The following is a 17,022-nucleotide window of genomic DNA, read 5'->3' on the forward strand; positions in this document are numbered from 1 at the left end:
TAATGGCAAGAATAAAACGTAGCTTAAATGCGAGAAAAAAACATAGAAAAGTACTAAAACAAGCTAAAGGATATTATGGTGCGAAGTCAAAATTATTTAAAGTTGCTAATCAAGCAATTATGAAATCTATGACTTATGCATTCATCGGAAGAAAGAGAAAGAAGAGAGATTTTAGAAGCTTATGGATTGCAAGAATTAATGCCGGAACAAGACAATATGGTTTAAGTTATAGCAAATTTATGTATGGGCTTAAGAAAAATAATATAAATATGAATAGAAAAATGCTTTCTGAAATGGCTATAAACGATCCTGAAGGATTTAAAAAATTAGTTGAATTAGTAAGATAGAGAAAATGTCCCTTCATAATTGAAGGGATTTTTTTTTGGAGGTTATTTTGAGACAATTTATAAGACAGTTAAAAGATAAGCTTGAAACTAATCCACCAGCAGTTTTAACATTAGGATTCTTTCTAATTATAACTATTGGATCTATTCTTTTGTTTTTACCCTTTTCATCTAAAAACTTAAATTTTACAAATTTTTTAGATTGTGTATTTATATCAACTTCATCTGTTTGTGTAACAGGTCTTTCAACTATAAATATAACTAATGAATTTAATTTTTTCGGAAAAACAGTCATAATGTTATTAATTCAAATGGGAGGATTGGGTTTTATGACTATGGCTACAATGGTAGCGATGATTTTAGGTGAAAAGATAACTTTAAAAGATAGGCTTGTAATTCGAGAACAAATGGGTTCTACAAAACTTAGTGGAATGGTTAAACTGATAAGATATGTAATTTTTTCAACTTTTTTAATAGAGGGGCTGGGAGCGATTTTACTTTCTTTTACATTTGTTCCAAAGTTTGGTCTAAAAGGAATTTTTTATTCTATTTTTCATTCTATATCAGCTTTTTGTAATGCAGGTTTTGATATTTTAGGTGAAAATAGTTTAGAAGGTTTTAATACAAATCCTTATTTACTTTTTGTTATTTCTTTTTTAATAATTTTAGGTGGGCTCGGATTTCACGTTTATATTGATATAAATAATTTTAAATTTAATTTTAGAAAATATTCTTTGCATACTAAGATTGTTTTAGTAATGACTTTAGGATTACTTATTTTTGGGACAATTGCATTTTTCATCTTGGAATATTCTAATGCAAAAACTTTAAAGAATTTTAACTTTTTTGATAAAATAACAAATTCATTTTTTCAGTCAGTAACTACCAGAACAGCGGGATTTTCTTCGATAAATCAAACGGGATTTACTGAATCTTCAACAATTTTAACTGTTTTTTTGATGTTTATAGGAGGATCACCTGCAAGTACTGCCGGAGGAATAAAGACTACTACGATATTTTTATTAATTGTAACAACTATTTCTTTTATCCAAAATAATAATGAAATTGAAGTATTCAAAAGAAGAATTTCTTTTTCATTAGTAAAAAGAGCAATAGGAATCTTTGTTATTTCTTTATTGTTAGTTAATACGGTGGTTTTTGTGTTAACGTTGATAGAAGATGTACAATTTATAGATTTACTTTTTGAAACAATTTCAGCTTTTGCCACTGTGGGACTTAGCAAAGATTTAACTCCGCATTTGAAAGATATAACAAAAGTGTTTATAATTATATTAATGTTTATTGGAAGAGTAGGGCCTCTTACGATTATTTTTTCTTTCTATAATAAAGTTAATAGGAAGAAATTTAAGTATTCAAACGGAAATGTTATTGTCGGATAGGAGATATTATGAAACAAATTGTTGTTATAGGTTGTGGAAGGTTCGGAATGAATTTAGCCATTACCTTAGAAAAACTTGGTAATAGAGTTATGGTCATAGATAGAGATGAAGATGTTATAAATTCTATTGCAAGTAAGGTTACTCACAGTATAATTTGTGATGTTAGAGTTGAGGGAAGTTTAGAAGAATTGGGTCTTGCAAATTTTGATATTTGTGTCGTAGCAATAGGCTCTGATTACAAAAGTTCTATTATTGCGACGGTTGAGGCTAAAGAACTTGGGATACCAAAAATTATTGCAAAGGCTACTGATAGTGTTCAAGCAATGGTGCTTAGAAAAATAGGAGCAGATAGAGTTATAATTCCTGAAAGAGATATGGGAATAAGAGTTGCAAATAATATTAGTAATTCAAATATTTTGGATTCTATTAATTTGTCCGATGAATATTCTCTTGTAGAAATTGCACCAATTTCGGATTGGATTGGGAAGTCTATAAAGGAATCTGAAGTTAGAAATAGATATCATGTAAATATTGTTGCAATAAAAAATAAAGAGGGATTGGAGATAAATGTTGATGCTGACTATGTTATAAAGGATAGTGATATTCTTTTAGTTGCCGGCAGAAATGACTGGATTGGTAAGTTGGTATAGTATGAAATTTAAAACAATAGATAGTAAAGATAACAAAAAGTATAAATTATTTAAGAGTCTTTATTTGAAGAAAAATAGAGATAAATATAAACTATTTTTATTGGAAGGTAAAAAACTTTTGTCAGAAGCTTTAAATGAAAATCTTGACATTGAAAACATAATTTGTACTGAAAAATTTGTTGAAAACTTTGAGTTTAAAGAAAATTTTTTAGATAAAGTTATAATTTTATCTGAAAAATTATTTAAAAATTTAACAGAACTAACAAATTCTGAAGGGGTTATAACCATTGTAAATTATATTGAAGAGAAAAAAATTTCTTCTAAAAATATAATTTGTCTTGAAAATGTAAGTGATCCCGGAAATTTTGGAACAATAATCAGAACGGCAAATGCTTTTGGGATTAAGGATATATTGACTATAAATTGTGTTGATAAATATAATTCAAAAGTTTTAAGAGCAACTATGGGCGCAATGTTTAGAACAAATATTGTAGACTCTGAAATTGAAAAAATAAAAGAATTACAAAAAGATGGATATAGATTAATTTCTACAACTTTAAATGAAAATTCAAAATTTTTAGAAGAATTTAATTTCGAAGGAAAAAATATTGTAGTTATGGGAAATGAAGCTAATGGAGTTTCTGAAGAGATGCTCAATATTTCTAATGAACATTTGAAAATAGATATGGATAATTCTATGGAGTCTTTAAATGTTTCAATAGCGGCAGCATTAATAATGTATAAAATATTTAAAAATTAGGAAGTGATGGGACTTCCTTTTTAATTATAAAAAAAGACCAAATAAATCTTGTCTCAGAACGCATACAAAGTATAAGTTTTGTCTGTGCTTTTTTTATATATTTTTGTTTTTAATTAAAAATCATCTGAAAATTTGTTAAAATCTTAAAATTTTTATAAAATTCCTTAAAAATTAAAAAATTAGGTCTCTTTCTACCTAATCTACTCATCATATTTGCTAATTTTTTCATATTTAGACACGCAAAAGTTAGGAGAGCTTTTATTTGCATTTTCGCTTTCCCTTTCTCATTTGTATATCTAAATCCATGATATTCTTTTACCGTTTTGAACGTTCTTTCTATCGTCTCTTTTCTTCTTTTATATTCTTCTTTTCCTCTTTTTGTATATCTGTATTCTTCACATTCTTCCAAGTATTTTTTCCATATATGTCTCGTTATTACTTTTTGTTTGTTTCTACTTTCTGTACACTTCTCTAAATTCTTACACTTTCTACATTTCTTTCTATCACTTTTATACTCTCTATATCCTTCTCTTGTTGTTGTACTATATTTTAATATCTCATTTTCAGGGCAGATGTAACAATCATAATATTTATCATATACATAATCTTTTGGATAAAATCTTTCTTTTCTCTTACCTTTTGGGCTTGTATATGGTAATACCAGTTGTATTTTATCATCTATTAACATCTTTACTATTGCTGGTGTTTTATATCCTGCATCCATTACTATTTTTTTAACTCGAATTTCTTTAAGTCCTTTTCGTAAAAATCCATAAATGTTTCACTATCATATAAATTCCTTGCATAACTTCTACAAGCTAATACCCAGCCGTTTTTATCACAACTTGTTTGTACACTATATGCAAAAAAATTTTTATGTTCTCCCCTTAAGGAATAATCTGATTTCTTTATCTGTAGTGTTTTTGCTTGATTTACTCTATTTTCAGTATTCTAATGTAGCATTTTCAACATATCCTTTTATATTATTATTCTACATTTTACTCTTTTATTCACTAAAAAGGTGCCAATGATTGCTCATAGACACCTTTGTCATCAGTCATATATTGTATAATAACAATACCTTTATTTTTAAATTGGGTCGATATGTATATGTCCATTAGAGCATGAGCCATCTGCTTCACATGAATACATTTCAGGATTAAATTCATCTATAGAAATGTTCTTTTGATCTTCAAGAGATAGACTATCAATTTTTTTGATAAGTTTGTTTTCTTTTGATTCGAATTTTGGTGTATTCATATTTTATTCCTCCTTGATAATATATTTAGATTAATGATTATATAAAAATTTAGTATATAATCCTCATCCAAGTTAATTTTATCATAGCTTTATAATAAAGTCAAATTTAGTTCCAATATATATATATTGACTTTGTATAAAAAAAATGATAAAATTTCGAATGAGGAGGTGTTGTGTGTATGATACATTTAGAAAATAATTCTGTAATAAATAAAAATAATATACAATATAGGAAATTTATTACAGATAAAGGAATTGAGTTAGCTGTAATAGAACCTGGATTTATATTAAATAAATCTGCTATGTTTGTTTGGGATCAAATTTATAATGGAATTACATATGAAAAATTACTTTTAAAAATTGAAAAATATTTTGATTCGTCTATTACAGATGATTTAGAGTCAAAAATATTAAAAATATTAACAGATTTTTTAGGAAATAATCTTATAACTATTAATCATTCTAATTTAAATAATTTGTTAGAAGATAAATTTGATATTAAAACAGAAGTTGATATTTCAAAAGATCTAAATACAACTGTAATTACACAAATAGATATGGTTTTAACTACTAAGTGTAATTTCAGATGTAGACATTGTTTTATAAAAAATAATAGTGATGGTTTTACTATGAATTTTTTGTTGTGGAAGCGTATTATAGATAAGCTTTGTAATCAAGGATTAACTTCTGTAGTTGTAACTGGTGGTGAACCTCTTTTATATAAAGAGTTAACTCCGATATTAAATTATATAAATGATAAAAAATTAAATATACATTTGTTGACTAACGGATATTTAATTGATGATAATTTTATTGAAGAAATTAGAAAATTTAATAATGTTATTGTACAAGTAAGTTTGGATGGAAGCAATAGTATTACTCAAAAATATCAGAGACTTATAGAAAATTCTTTCGATGTTGTTACTAAAAATATAAAAAAACTAACAGATAGTGGAATAGTTGTTAATGTAGCAATGGTTTTAAATAAACAAAATATATATGATTTGTATAATGGAAGTATGTTTGACTTGTGTGAAAAATTAAGAGTAAATATGTTAGCTATAACACCTACTGTAATTAATATTGAAAATGCAAAAACTAATAAGAAAATGTTTCTTGATATTGAGGAAGTTATAAAAATGATAGAATTTGTAAAAAGCACAGTAAATTCTAATAAATATGGATATAAAATTATAGTGAGTACAGCTCCTTCGTTGGTTGAGGATAATTCAATAAAAAAGATAAAGGGAAAAAGATTTAGATGTAGAAGGGGTACTAATTCGTTTAGTGTTAGACCTAATGGAGATGTTTTTGTTTGTTCTGATTTTGCAGAAGTTGGATTTTCAGATTATATTTTAGGGAATATACTTAATGATAATTTAGATGATATATTGAATAAACTTAATAAAATTTCAATTAATAAAATTGAGATGTTAGATAAAATAAAGGGAGTATGTTCTATATGTAAAGAACTTCCATATTGTGGAGGTGCTTGTAGAGCAGACGCTTATGCTATGTATAATGATATATATGGACCATATTCACCATGTCAACTAATGTATGATAAAGGGATATTTCCAGAGAATTTAATAGATAAATTTGCTACATATAGGAAAATATAGTATCAATAAATGGAGAATTATATATCATGGAAAATAATAAATTATTAATCGTGAAAGGAGTAACAAAATCTTATATAGATAGTAATAATATAGCAAATGACAATATATCTTTTTATATTAATAGAGGAGAAATTTTAGGCTTGTTTGGTCCAAATGGGTCTGGAAAAACAACTCTTGTTAGACAAATCACAGGTATATTAAAACCGGATAAGGGAAAAATAATTCTTGAAGGAGTAGATGTTACAAAAAACAACAAAAAAATACGTGATTGTATAGCTTCATTAAATCAAGTTATGTATGGTCATAGGGCTTTAAAAGCTGAAGAATTTGTGGCTTGTACCGGAATTTATAGAGGATTAAAAAAAAACGATGCTATGTTTCAAGCAGAATATTTTTTTGATTATTTTGGTATATCAAATATTAAAAATAATTTAATGGAAAGTTTGAGTGGAGGAGAACGTAGAATTATAGGTTTTATATCAACATTAATTGGATTTAAACCGCTTATGATATTAGATGAGCCAACAAATGACTTAGACCCTAAAAAAAGAATACTTCTTTGGAATATGATAAAAGAATTAAAAATAAAGTTAGGAATATCTTTTCTACTTGTTACTCATAATATACATGAAGCAGAAAATGTAGTTGATAGAGTTGTTATTTTAAGAGATGGTAAGTGTATTCTTGAAGATATTCCTCAAAAAATAATCAATGATTATAGTGATAACTACATAATAAAATTTTATTATCCTTATAATTACATTATAGAAGATAGCATAATTAAAAAATTTAATATAGTTAGAGTTTCTGAAGAAATTTATGAAATACATACAAATAGAGAAAATATTAATAATAAATTTATAGAATTAATTAATAGCGATTTAAAGGATCATATGGGAAATATAGATATTGTATCACCATCATTGGAAAGTGTATACATAGAAAACTTTATTTCAAAATAGGAGTATTGAAATGGATATTTTAGAAAAATTATATAAAAATAATAATAATATCAAAAATGGCAAATTAATGGAATTATATAAACAGTTCTATCTTATAAAATGTGAGTTAATGATTTTAAGAATTGACTGGTTGTGGACATTACTAATAGTTTTAATAACTCCATTAACTTTGTTATTATTATTATACTATATTACAGGAGACAGCTCTCAAAGTTCTAGATACTATTTATTAACAGGTAATATGGTGATGTCTTTAACTACAGGAACAATGCTTACATTAGGGCAAGAATTAGGTATATTAAAGCAAGTTAGAGGATTTGATTATTATATTACTCTTAAAGTGAGAAAAATACAGTTGATATTTGCATATATTGTAAGGACTACAATTTTAACACTTCCGTCAATGTTTGTAATTTTTATTGTAGGAAAATATTTTTTAGATATACCAATAAATATTCATTTATCATTGATTTTAGTTGTTTTGTTTTCTGGATTATCACTATCAGCAATAGGTGGTTTTATTGGATTATATGCTAGAGACGCATCGCAAGCCAGTATTATAACTCAGGTTATTCAACCTATATTTGTTTTTTGTGCACCTGTATTTATACCTGTGTCAAAGATGCCAAATTTTATGTTTTATATTTCTAGATTTATTCCCACCACATATGTTGCTTCTGCATTGAGAGATAGTTGTAAAGGTATATATGATATAAGGTCTATACTCATATTGTTTATGTTAAGTTTAATATCCATTATTTTAATTGAAACTAAGATGGATTGGAGAAGCTAATTTTTATGTACCATACATATTATAAAAAAAATGAGATATATAAAATATTTAAAGGTAAACTTAAATTAGAATCAAATAAAGTTTCTTTAGCGAATGTAATAAATCATGATAACTTTTTATATGAAAATTTAAAAAATAAAAATGTTGATAATTATACGAAAGAACAAATTGAGTATATTTTTATTGATTCAAATAAAAATAAAAAAAATTTAATAGATTCTTTAAAGAATTTCAACACAGAAGATTATGAACTTAATTTAGAATTTATTAGTAAATATAATGAATTTAAAAGTGAAAAAGAATTATTATTTTATAAGAATTCATTTTCTAAGTTAGAAATTAAAAAAAATGGAAATTCACTGTTATATATTCAAGATAATATTTCTAAAGAGAGAATTAAATCTTTTTTTGAGTTTTATAGAGAGATTAGCAATCTTCCCAATGAAAAAAGTGAAAAGTATTTAAAAAAATTTCCAATTTTATTTTCTAATCAATCAGCTTCTATTATATCACATGAGTGTTTTGGACATATTTTTGAAATAGATAATTTTATATTTAGAAGATATGATGTTTATCTAACTGAAATATGTAAATTACCTATTTCTATTTCAGACAATCCTTTGATTAAAAATTGTGTAGGATCATATATAGTTGATGACGCTGGGTTTTCTGCTAAAAAGATAATTATACTAAAAGATGGAGTGTTTACTGGTAAACTTATAGGGGGAGATTTAAATAATAATGGTGTCAACAGATCGCTTAGAAGAGAGTTTCATTATGAAAAATTAATTCCCAGAATGTCTAATTTGATTATTACAACAACTTCTTATAATAAGAATATCAGTGGATTTTATATAGAGATTAGTAAGCTAGATAAATGTTATCTTAATCACACTAAAAAACAATTATTAATAAATACTACTAGTGCATATTTAAAAAAAGATAAAGATTATATATGTAATTTAAGTCCTATTAAGTTGGAAATAAACTTGGACAAATTTTATAAAAATATAAGTCCAAATTTTAATAATAATGAAATTTATCCGATTGTATGTCAGAAAAATAGACAATTAATAGATGTTGGGGCATCTTCTTGTTCTTGGATTTATAATAACTAAATAAAGGTGGAAAAATGGAATTTTTTGATAATTTAATGACAGAGAAAATTTTAGATGATAGAATAAGTAGCTTAATAAAAAATATTGATAGAGATATTTTTTATTACAGATTTTTTGCAGAAAAAGGACATTTTGTATACAATTATTTAAATCTAATGAAAGAAAATAAATTTAAAATAAATAAAGAAATTATAGAAATTGCAACTATGAATGTTTCATCTTATTTTATACCTGAATTAATGCATTCTAACTTATTTGAATATTCCAGTCAATATAAATATATTTATAATACGTATAAAAACATCATATTTAATTGTAAATTTGATAGAGTACATGTAATTGAAATAGGAGCGGGGTTAATAGATTTAGCTTTATATCTTTGTGATTTTACTACTAATATAAATAGTTATGAGGTATATGAGATAGACAAAAATATTATATATATAAATAAATATTTTTCTACAGACAATAATATAATAAAATATTTTAATATTAATTTTGCTGATATTGATTTTTCTAAAAAAACAAATGTAACACATATAATAATAAATAATGTCTTAAAATTATATAGTGATGATATTGTAATAAATATAATAAAAGATATTTTATTTAAAATTCCAAATATAACTATTCTATTGCAAGATTGTAAAACTATTATAGATAAGATTATAAATTTTTTAGAAAAAAACAACATAGATTATTCAAAATATGATTATAATATAATTGCCATAGGAAATAAAAATTAAAGAAGTAAAAGTAAAAGTTTATCTTTCTATTTTTTAACAGAATTATATTCTATTAGTATTTACAGCTCTTTCTTTTTAAAAAATTATTTCAAGTACTAACAGAACTAACAAATTCTGAAGGGGTTATAACCATTGTAAATTATATTGAAGAGAAAAAAATTTCTTCTAAAAATATAATTTGTCTTGAAAATGTAAGTGATCCCGGAAATTTTGGAACAATAATCAGAACGGCAAATGCTTTTGGGATTAAGGATATATTGACTATAAATTGTGTTGATAAATATAATTCAAAAGTTTTAAGAGCAACTATGGGCGCAATGTTTAGAACAAATATTGTAGACTCTGAAATTGAAAAAATAAAAGAATTACAAAAAGATGGATATAGATTAATTTCTACAACTTTAAATGAAAATTCAAAATTTTTAGAAGAATTTAATTTCGAAGGAAAAAATATTGTAGTTATGGGAAATGAAGCTAATGGAGTTTCTGAAGAGATGCTCAATATTTCTAATGAACATTTGAAAATAGATATGGATAATTCTATGGAGTCTTTAAATGTTTCAATAGCGGCAGCATTAATAATGTATAAAATATTTAAAGGATAAGAACATCACCCTTTTACGATTCTTCGCATTGGGTGTGTACCTGAAAATCTTGTTGTTTCACAATAAAAGGAAGTGTTTTTGAGCACTTCCTTTTTTTGTACTATATATATTTTTTTGTACAATTTTTAAATTATTTTAATCTTGCCAATGCACCAAATGGATCCCATGGTTCAAGTTCTACAATTTCTTCGTCAAGAGCTTTTAACCATTTTTCATCAACGTATTTTTTGTCAACCATTACTTCATAGTTGTATTCGTCGAACCATTCATCAGACATTGAAAAAATACCTTTATCTCCAACTGTATCTCCCCAAGAGTTTTCAACTTGCCATTCTAATGGTTTTCCATTTTCATCAAGATTTACTCCTGTAAATACCATTGCATGAGTTAATACACTTTCATGATAATCAAGTCTTTCAGCTTTTGTAAAGTTTTCTAAAGTAGGGAATATGTCATCATATATGAACATATCTAAGTCCATAATTCCTTTTTGTTTTTCCAAAAACTTAATTACATCACAACCAAACCATACAGGTTCTCCGGCTTTAATTGATTTTATAGCACTTTCTTTCAATACTTCTATAGGAACATTTACGTATTTTATTTTGTCTGCTTCTTTAATTGTTCCTAAGAATTTTACAGTGTAAACTTTTCCGTAAGGTTTGTCATCGGTTGGAGCATTGATTAAGCTTACTTTATCTTTTAAATTCCAACCAACATACTTGTCGAAAAATTCTTTAGGAGTAATATTTGATATTCTGTGGAATTTTTCGTCTTTATCTCTGTATTCATAGGTAAAAGTTTCAGGAACTTCTCCTAAACATTTAGTTAAAATATTGTAAACTGCGTAAAGAGTTTCATTTTTTAAATCTTCAATTTCTTTTAAAGATTTGCCTGCTTTATGAAGTCTTCTCATATCACAAGCAGCTTTTCTAAGATATTTAGTTAGTATTGCTTCCATATCTCTTGTGTTTGAAGAGTGGAATGTTTCAGGCATGATTCCTTTAGGAACAACACCATATTTTTCTAAAAGACCTTTAAACATATCCCATTGACCGCCATCTTGCACAGGAGCAGTCAAAAGGTGAGAAACAACTCTTGAATCTGTTTTTTCGTCTAACGTTTCAATTATACTTTCTAAAAAGAAGTTTGCTTTTTCAAGTTTATCCCAAAATAGAGTATATGTTTGAGAATATTCCATAGTCTTTAAGTTTAATTTTTCCATAGTAGAAACTCTGGCAACATTTAATGCAGAGAACATCCAACATCTACCACTTGATTTTTGGTTTGTTATTTCACCTTTTTTTGTAATATCGGAAAATTGAAAATCGTGTCTCTTATAGACTTCATGATTTGTAGATGCTTCATTTATACCGACTTTTGAAACACTTGCAGCTACAACCTTATTTGTTTTACAAGAATTAAATCTTTCTTTAAATGACTTAAGAACTTCATTTGTCAATGCCATTTGTATCACTCTCCTCAAAAAATTTTTTGTGAGTAATCTCACAAATACATTGTAACATAAAATCACAAAAAATGAAAGATAATAAATATCAAAAACGATAAAAATCTTGAGAATTTATATATTGGATTTTTAAAATTTATCAATATACCTTACTTTTTGTAAATTAAATATTAAAATTAATGTTATTAAATATATCTTTTTAGGTTGCAACTGTTTTTGTATTTAGATATTTTTAAGTAAGTATAATTTTTTATTTTTACAAATTAAAAGGCTGAGGATTGTTATCCCCAACCTTAATTGCTGAATTTAAAAATTTGATTTTTAATATTTAAGTATTATTTTAGAACTTCTTTTAATTTATCATGGATATATTCGTCAATAGGTTGTCCGTCAATGAATGCATTTTCTCCATCCGGTAACATTATTCTAAAGAAGTTGATAATTAAATTTCCGTCAACTATATAGTAATCATCCATATGTAGAGGAGCGATATATACTTTTAAAATTTCTTTATCGTTATTTGGAAATTCTTTATTCAATTCATCAATAAGATGGTTTACATTCAAAACTTTTATAGGTTTTGCCATAAGTTTTGGAAGTTCAAGATCTTCCATCATCCACATATTGTTATTCCAAAATCTTTTTTCTTCCTTACTAGCTCCGGAAAGTAATTCTCTGTTTTGAATAGCGGATAAAACTTTTCTTACTGACTCTTCATTAAAATCTTTGTTCATTATAGCTTTTAGAGGATATTGTTTAGCCACATCAACAAAAAAGCTTTCGGCAACTTTTTCTTTTTCTGCCAAAGCAGTCCATAAATATAACATGGATTCAATTGTTTCTAAATTTAATTCAATTTGTTTAATCATATAAGCCTCCGATAATATTTTGATAATTTACAATAAAATTTGTAAAATTTTTTATTACCATATATTACATTAAAAATTTTAATTCACAATGTAAAAATATAGTATAAAGTAATTGTAAACTTTTTTTATAAAAAAATCAATACTTATGTAATTTAGTTGTTGTAAATTTTAAAAAGTTTTGTTATACTTGTACGGTAAGTTATAGGAGGGGAGAATATGAATTCTAATACGTTAAAAAAAGTTGTGATTACGACATTAGCATCTATTGTGGTTTCTGCGGGTGTTTATTTTTTTATGGTGCCATATAATTTGACAATCGGAGGAACAGCAGGACTTTCAATAGCACTTTCAAAATTTTTTCCGGAAATATCTGTAGGGGTATTCCAACTTGGAATAAATATTATTTTATTTATCTTGGCGTTCTTGCTAATAGGTGCAGAATTTGGTGGACTGAGTATATATGCTACTATTGTCGTGTCCGTTTCACTTATCGGGTTTGAAAAAATGTTTCCGAATATTAAACCTTTAGTTGATACACCTTTTATGAGTATGATTGTTGGAGTTGGAGTTACTGCAATTGGGATAGCTTTGACGTTGAATCAAAATGCATCAACAGGAGGAACTGATATTGTAGGAAAAATTTTAAATGAATATATACATGTAGATATAAGTGTAGGAGTTTTTATTGCGGATTTTTCGGTTGTAGTTATGGGTTATTTTGCTTATGGAATTAACGCCGCAATGTATGCAATAGTAGGTATTTTATTTAATGCAGTGGTTATAGATAAAGTTCTTACAGGATATAAGACTAGAATTAAAGTTTATATCAACTCAAGAAAATGGGAAGGAATTAATGACTATATACTTAATGTAATAGTTAGAGGAAGTACACTTTATGAAGTAAAAGGCGGTTTTAATAAAAGTGAAAGAGTTATGATAGAAACAATCCTAACAAGACCGGAGTATATAAAGCTTATGACTTTTATAAAAGAATTTGATAACAATGCATTTGTAAATGTTGCGACAGTGAGTGAAGTTTCAGGAGAAGGATTCAGTTATCTTACTGAAGAGAATAAAAAAGTATTAAAAGAAAAAAATAAAACTAGAAAAATGTAATTTTAAAACTGTTATGAAGAGTGAAATCATAACAGTTTTTTTGTGAAAATAATGAGGTTTAGACATCTGTATTTGATTGACTTTTTATGAAAAATGATATATACTTTAATTGTAGTAATTTGATTAAAATTTAATTGGATTTACAATGAATGTGTATATGAATTTTATAGTTTTAAATTATTTATTTTAAGTTTTGTGAAGGAGGGTTTATGAAAAAGAAATTTTTATCAACAACTTTTTTAATTTTATCTTTACTTATGATTAATGTATTAATTTTTAATAAGTATACAGACAAAAGTATTGTTGTTGCAGAAAGCTTTAACGGTTGGAAAGAAGAAGGAAATGAAAGATATTTTTTCCAAAATAGTAAAAAATTTACAGGAGAATATCAAAATAAGTATTTTGTAAATGGGAAATATGCTAATGGAGTTTATAATGGAACTCTATATAAAAATGGAGATATTTCAACAAATGCTTACGTAGGTGAAATTTTTTACGGTTCTGATGGCAAGCCGGCAAATGGCTGGTATGATGATGGGAGTAATTGGTATTTTTTCCAAAACGGTAAAAAACATAATGGTTATGGTGTAGATGGAAATGGAAAGAGATATTTTGTAAATGGAAAATATGCTAATGGCTATGTAGGTGGTATTTTTTATAGTAAAGGAAAACCGGTAAATGGTTGGTATGACGACGGGAAAGACTGGTATTTCTTTAGAGATGGTAAAAAATATACCGGAAAAGCCAAAGACGAAAACGGCGAAATGTACTTTGTAAAAGGAAAATATGCAAATACTTATATAGATGGAGTTTTTTATAAAGATGGTAAAATCGCTAACTGGTGGTGTGATGATGGAAAAGATTGGTATTTTTTCCAAAATGGTAAAAAACATAACGGATATGGTATAGATGCAAATGGAAAAAGATATTTTATAAGTGGAAAATATGCAAATGCTTATGTAGATGAAATTTTTTATAGCGAAGGAAAAATTGCCAATTGGTGGTTCAATGATGGTGAAGCGTGGTATTTTTTCCAAAATGGGAAGAAACACAATGGCTATGGCATAGATGCAAATGGAAAAAGATATTTTGTAGATGGAAAATATGCCAACGGAATATATGGCGGTAAGTTATATAAAGATGGAATAGAATCAAAAGGCAGAATATATGTAAATGGCATTTTTTACGACGAAAATATAAGTCCGGCAGATGGATGGTACGATGATGGAGATGCATGGTATTTCTTCAAAGACGGCAAAAAATATACCGGAAAAGCCGTAGATGGTAACGGCGAGATGTATTTTGTAAAAGGAAAATATGCAAATGCTTATATAGATGGAATCTTTTATAGTGAAGGTAAAATTGCCAACTGGTGGTGTGATGACGGAAGCGATTGGTATTTCTTCAAAGACGGCAAAAAATATACTGGAAAAGCTGTAGATGGTAACGGCGAAATGTATTTTATAAAAGGAAAATATGCAAATACTTATATAGATGGAATCTTCTATAGTAAAGGTAAAATTGCCAACTGGTGGTGTGACGACGGGAATGCGTGGTATTTTTTTCAAAATGGTAAAAAACATAATGGCTATGGTATAGATGCAAATGGAAAAAGATATTTTGTAGATGGGAAATATGCTAACGGAATATATGGTGGTAAGTTATACAAAAATGGAATAGAATCAAAAGGTAGAACATATGTAAATGGCATTTTTTACGATGGAAATATAAGACCTGCAAATGGCTGGTATGATGATGGAGATACATGGTATTTCTTTAAGGACGGTAAAAAATATACCGGAAAAGCTGTAGATGGCAATGGCGAAATGTATTTTGTAAAAGGAAAATATGCAAATACTTATATAGATGGAATCTTTTATAGCGAAGGTAAAATTGCCAACTGGTGGTGTGATGATGGAACTGACTGGTATTTCTTCAAAGATGGTAAAAAATTTACCGGATTTGGTGTAGATGCAAATGGAAAGAGATATTTTGTAAAAGGAAAATATGCCAACGGAATATATAACGGGAAATTATATAAAAATGGTTTAGAATCAAATGGAAATACTTATGTAAACGGAATTTTTTACGATGGAAATATAAGACCTGCAAATGGTTGGTATGATGATGGAGATGATTGGTATTTCTTCAAAGATGGCAAAAAATATACAGGGAAAGCCGTAGATGGCAACGGAGAAATGTATTTTATAGGTGGGAAATATGCACATACTTATATAAACGGCATTTTTTATGGAGCAGGTAAAATTGCAAATGGTTGGTATGATGATGGAGATGATTGGTATTTCTTTCAAGGAGGTAAAAAACATACAGGATATGCAACAGATGAAAATGGACAGAGATATTTTGTAAATGGTAAATATGCTAATGGAAGATATGGCGGAAAATTATATAAGGAAGGTTTAGAGTCAGATGGCAATACTTATATAAACGGAATTTTTTACAGTGGAGATAAATATCCGGCAAATGGTTGGTACGATGATGGAGATGATTGGTATTTTTTCCAAAATGGTAAAAAACATACAGGATATGCAACAGATGAAAATGGAGAAAAATATTTTGTTGATGGAAAGTATGCAAATGGATTTTACGGCGGAAAATCTTATTTAGATGGAGAAGAAGTAGATTTAGCAGATTCTGATTGGTATGTTACAGATGGTGTTTGGAGAGTTAAAAATTCCGGAAGAAGTTGTCATGTAAATGGCGATTTTATCGTTATAAGTTTAAGTGATCAAAAATTATGGCTTGTTAGAGATGGAAGAATAATTTCTAAAATCGGTATTGTAAGTGGGAAACCTTCAAGTCCTACTGTAACAGGAAATTTTAGAATACTTTCAAAAGAATATTCAAGAATATTAAGAGGTCCGGGATATGCTTCATGGGTTCAATATTGGATGCCATTCCATGGCGGATATGGAATTCACGACGCAAATTGGCAACCATATTCTGCTTTCTCTAATAGTAATTACTATAGATGGGGAGGATCACATGGTTGCGTAAATGTTCATCCTGGATTAATGGGATCTATTTATAATAATTCTTATGTTGGAATGAGAGTTATAGTTTATTAGTATTGATTTTAAAATCTAAATATGTTAAAATTAGATTGTTAATATTTACGTTGAACGATAAAAAATAGTACAAAATTTTTAGAGAGTGATTGTTTGGTGAAAAATTACATTTTTGTATTATGGGGAAATCGGGAGTAATTTTTTTAGAGTGATGTTTTTAACATAATTAGGGTGGAACCACGGTCATATCGTCCCTTACGATATGGCCTTTTTGTTTATT

16 protein-coding genes are annotated in these 17,022 nt (G+C 26.8%); 12 read left to right on the forward strand and 4 right to left on the reverse strand.

The genetic code is table 11. The features are described from left to right. The first annotated feature begins 2 nt into the window (after positions 1-2). Genes rplT through VJI94_RS05755 form a run of 4 tightly spaced genes read left to right on the forward strand, consistent with a single transcriptional unit; the run spans position 3 to position 3,154 of the window. Positions 3-347, forward strand: a complete 345-nt coding sequence (gene rplT / locus VJI94_RS05740) for a 50S ribosomal protein L20 (RefSeq protein WP_004832268.1) — start codon at positions 3-5, stop codon at positions 345-347. A 47-nt stretch (positions 348-394) separates the two neighbouring features. Continuing rightward, the gene (locus VJI94_RS05745; protein WP_227718456.1) at positions 395-1,744 is read left to right on the forward strand and encodes a TrkH family potassium uptake protein; all 1,350 of its coding nucleotides are present in this window, start codon (positions 395-397) and stop codon (positions 1,742-1,744) included. Between the two features lie 8 nt (positions 1,745-1,752). Beyond that, positions 1,753-2,394, forward strand: coding sequence for a potassium channel family protein (locus VJI94_RS05750; protein WP_004832263.1), 642 nt, complete (start codon positions 1,753-1,755; stop codon positions 2,392-2,394). Position 2,395: 1 nt separating this feature from the next. Beyond that, entirely contained in the window at positions 2,396-3,154 is a 759-nt protein-coding gene (locus tag VJI94_RS05755) for an RNA methyltransferase (protein ID WP_324008674.1), read from the forward strand. A gap of 109 nt (positions 3,155-3,263) precedes the next feature. Here VJI94_RS05755 and VJI94_RS05760 read toward each other — a convergent pair whose 3' ends face one another. After that, a complete protein-coding gene (locus VJI94_RS05760) occupies positions 3,264-3,932 on the reverse strand; it encodes a transposase (RefSeq protein WP_324008730.1) in 669 nt (222 codons plus the stop codon). A 311-nt stretch (positions 3,933-4,243) separates the two neighbouring features. Then, the gene (locus VJI94_RS05765) at positions 4,244-4,414 is read right to left on the reverse strand and encodes a hypothetical protein (RefSeq protein ID WP_324008675.1); all 171 of its coding nucleotides are present in this window, start codon (positions 4,412-4,414) and stop codon (positions 4,244-4,246) included. Positions 4,415-4,593: 179 nt separating this feature from the next. Between VJI94_RS05765 and VJI94_RS05770 the strand changes: the two genes are divergently transcribed. From VJI94_RS05770 to VJI94_RS05795, 6 genes are all read left to right on the forward strand, one after another. After that, the gene (locus tag VJI94_RS05770; protein WP_029950728.1) at positions 4,594-6,036 is read left to right on the forward strand and encodes a radical SAM/SPASM domain-containing protein; all 1,443 of its coding nucleotides are present in this window, start codon (positions 4,594-4,596) and stop codon (positions 6,034-6,036) included. 26 nt (positions 6,037-6,062) lie between these two features. Next, on the forward strand, positions 6,063-6,998 hold the full coding sequence (locus VJI94_RS05775; protein WP_004832252.1) for an ABC transporter ATP-binding protein: 936 nt from the start codon (positions 6,063-6,065) through the stop codon (positions 6,996-6,998). Positions 6,999-7,008: 10 nt separating this feature from the next. After that, positions 7,009-7,791, forward strand: coding sequence for an ABC transporter permease (locus tag VJI94_RS05780; RefSeq protein ID WP_004832250.1), 783 nt, complete (start codon positions 7,009-7,011; stop codon positions 7,789-7,791). 5 nt (positions 7,792-7,796) lie between these two features. Then, entirely contained in the window at positions 7,797-8,909 is a 1,113-nt protein-coding gene (locus VJI94_RS05785) for a metallopeptidase TldD-related protein (RefSeq protein ID WP_004832248.1), read from the forward strand. A 14-nt stretch (positions 8,910-8,923) separates the two neighbouring features. After that, the gene (locus VJI94_RS05790) at positions 8,924-9,655 is read left to right on the forward strand and encodes a hypothetical protein (protein ID WP_324008676.1); all 732 of its coding nucleotides are present in this window, start codon (positions 8,924-8,926) and stop codon (positions 9,653-9,655) included. 221 nt (positions 9,656-9,876) lie between these two features. Continuing rightward, a complete protein-coding gene (locus VJI94_RS05795) occupies positions 9,877-10,260 on the forward strand; it encodes an RNA methyltransferase (RefSeq protein WP_324008731.1) in 384 nt (127 codons plus the stop codon). Between the two features lie 130 nt (positions 10,261-10,390). Here VJI94_RS05795 and VJI94_RS05800 read toward each other — a convergent pair whose 3' ends face one another. Both VJI94_RS05800 and VJI94_RS05805 read right to left on the reverse strand, forming a co-directional pair. Then, positions 10,391-11,728 carry an aminopeptidase C gene (locus VJI94_RS05800; protein WP_009448557.1) on the reverse strand — a complete coding sequence of 446 codons (1,338 nt, stop codon included), beginning with the start codon at positions 11,726-11,728 and terminating at the stop codon, positions 10,391-10,393. A 335-nt stretch (positions 11,729-12,063) separates the two neighbouring features. After that, a complete protein-coding gene (locus tag VJI94_RS05805; RefSeq protein WP_004832241.1) occupies positions 12,064-12,597 on the reverse strand; it encodes a hypothetical protein in 534 nt (177 codons plus the stop codon). A 216-nt stretch (positions 12,598-12,813) separates the two neighbouring features. On the opposite strand from VJI94_RS05805, the gene VJI94_RS05810 reads away from it, so the two are divergent. Continuing rightward, positions 12,814-13,713, forward strand: coding sequence for a YitT family protein (locus tag VJI94_RS05810; protein ID WP_029949255.1), 900 nt, complete (start codon positions 12,814-12,816; stop codon positions 13,711-13,713). A 209-nt stretch (positions 13,714-13,922) separates the two neighbouring features. Continuing rightward, a complete protein-coding gene (locus VJI94_RS05815) occupies positions 13,923-16,802 on the forward strand; it encodes a L,D-transpeptidase family protein (protein ID WP_324008677.1) in 2,880 nt (959 codons plus the stop codon). Positions 16,803-17,022 lie beyond the last annotated feature (220 nt).

Origin of the sequence: Parvimonas sp. D9 (assembly GCF_035282565.1) — a bacterium.
GTDB classification, from domain to species: Bacteria; Bacillota; Clostridia; order Tissierellales; family Peptoniphilaceae; genus Parvimonas; species Parvimonas micra.

What these genes read in the sequence shown, in the direction of transcription:
- VJI94_RS05750 (WP_004832263.1), top strand. Translation starts at nt 1,753, where the DNA reads ATGAAACAAATTGTTGTTATAGGTTGTGGAAGGTTCGGAATGAATTTA.
- VJI94_RS05800 (WP_009448557.1), bottom strand. Translation starts at nt 11,728, where the DNA reads ATGGCATTGACAAATGAAGTTCTTAAGTCATTTAAAGAAAGATTTAAT.
- VJI94_RS05755 (WP_324008674.1), top strand. Translation starts at nt 2,396, where the DNA reads ATGAAATTTAAAACAATAGATAGTAAAGATAACAAAAAGTATAAATTA.
- VJI94_RS05765 (WP_324008675.1), bottom strand. Translation starts at nt 4,414, where the DNA reads ATGAATACACCAAAATTCGAATCAAAAGAAAACAAACTTATCAAAAAA.
- rplT (WP_004832268.1), top strand. Translation starts at nt 3, where the DNA reads ATGGCAAGAATAAAACGTAGCTTAAATGCGAGAAAAAAACATAGAAAA.
- VJI94_RS05805 (WP_004832241.1), bottom strand. Translation starts at nt 12,597, where the DNA reads ATGATTAAACAAATTGAATTAAATTTAGAAACAATTGAATCCATGTTA.
- VJI94_RS05785 (WP_004832248.1), top strand. Translation starts at nt 7,797, where the DNA reads ATGTACCATACATATTATAAAAAAAATGAGATATATAAAATATTTAAA.
- VJI94_RS05815 (WP_324008677.1), top strand. Translation starts at nt 13,923, where the DNA reads ATGAAAAAGAAATTTTTATCAACAACTTTTTTAATTTTATCTTTACTT.
- VJI94_RS05790 (WP_324008676.1), top strand. Translation starts at nt 8,924, where the DNA reads ATGGAATTTTTTGATAATTTAATGACAGAGAAAATTTTAGATGATAGA.
- VJI94_RS05780 (WP_004832250.1), top strand. Translation starts at nt 7,009, where the DNA reads ATGGATATTTTAGAAAAATTATATAAAAATAATAATAATATCAAAAAT.
- VJI94_RS05775 (WP_004832252.1), top strand. Translation starts at nt 6,063, where the DNA reads ATGGAAAATAATAAATTATTAATCGTGAAAGGAGTAACAAAATCTTAT.
- VJI94_RS05810 (WP_029949255.1), top strand. Translation starts at nt 12,814, where the DNA reads ATGAATTCTAATACGTTAAAAAAAGTTGTGATTACGACATTAGCATCT.
- VJI94_RS05770 (WP_029950728.1), top strand. Translation starts at nt 4,594, where the DNA reads ATGATACATTTAGAAAATAATTCTGTAATAAATAAAAATAATATACAA.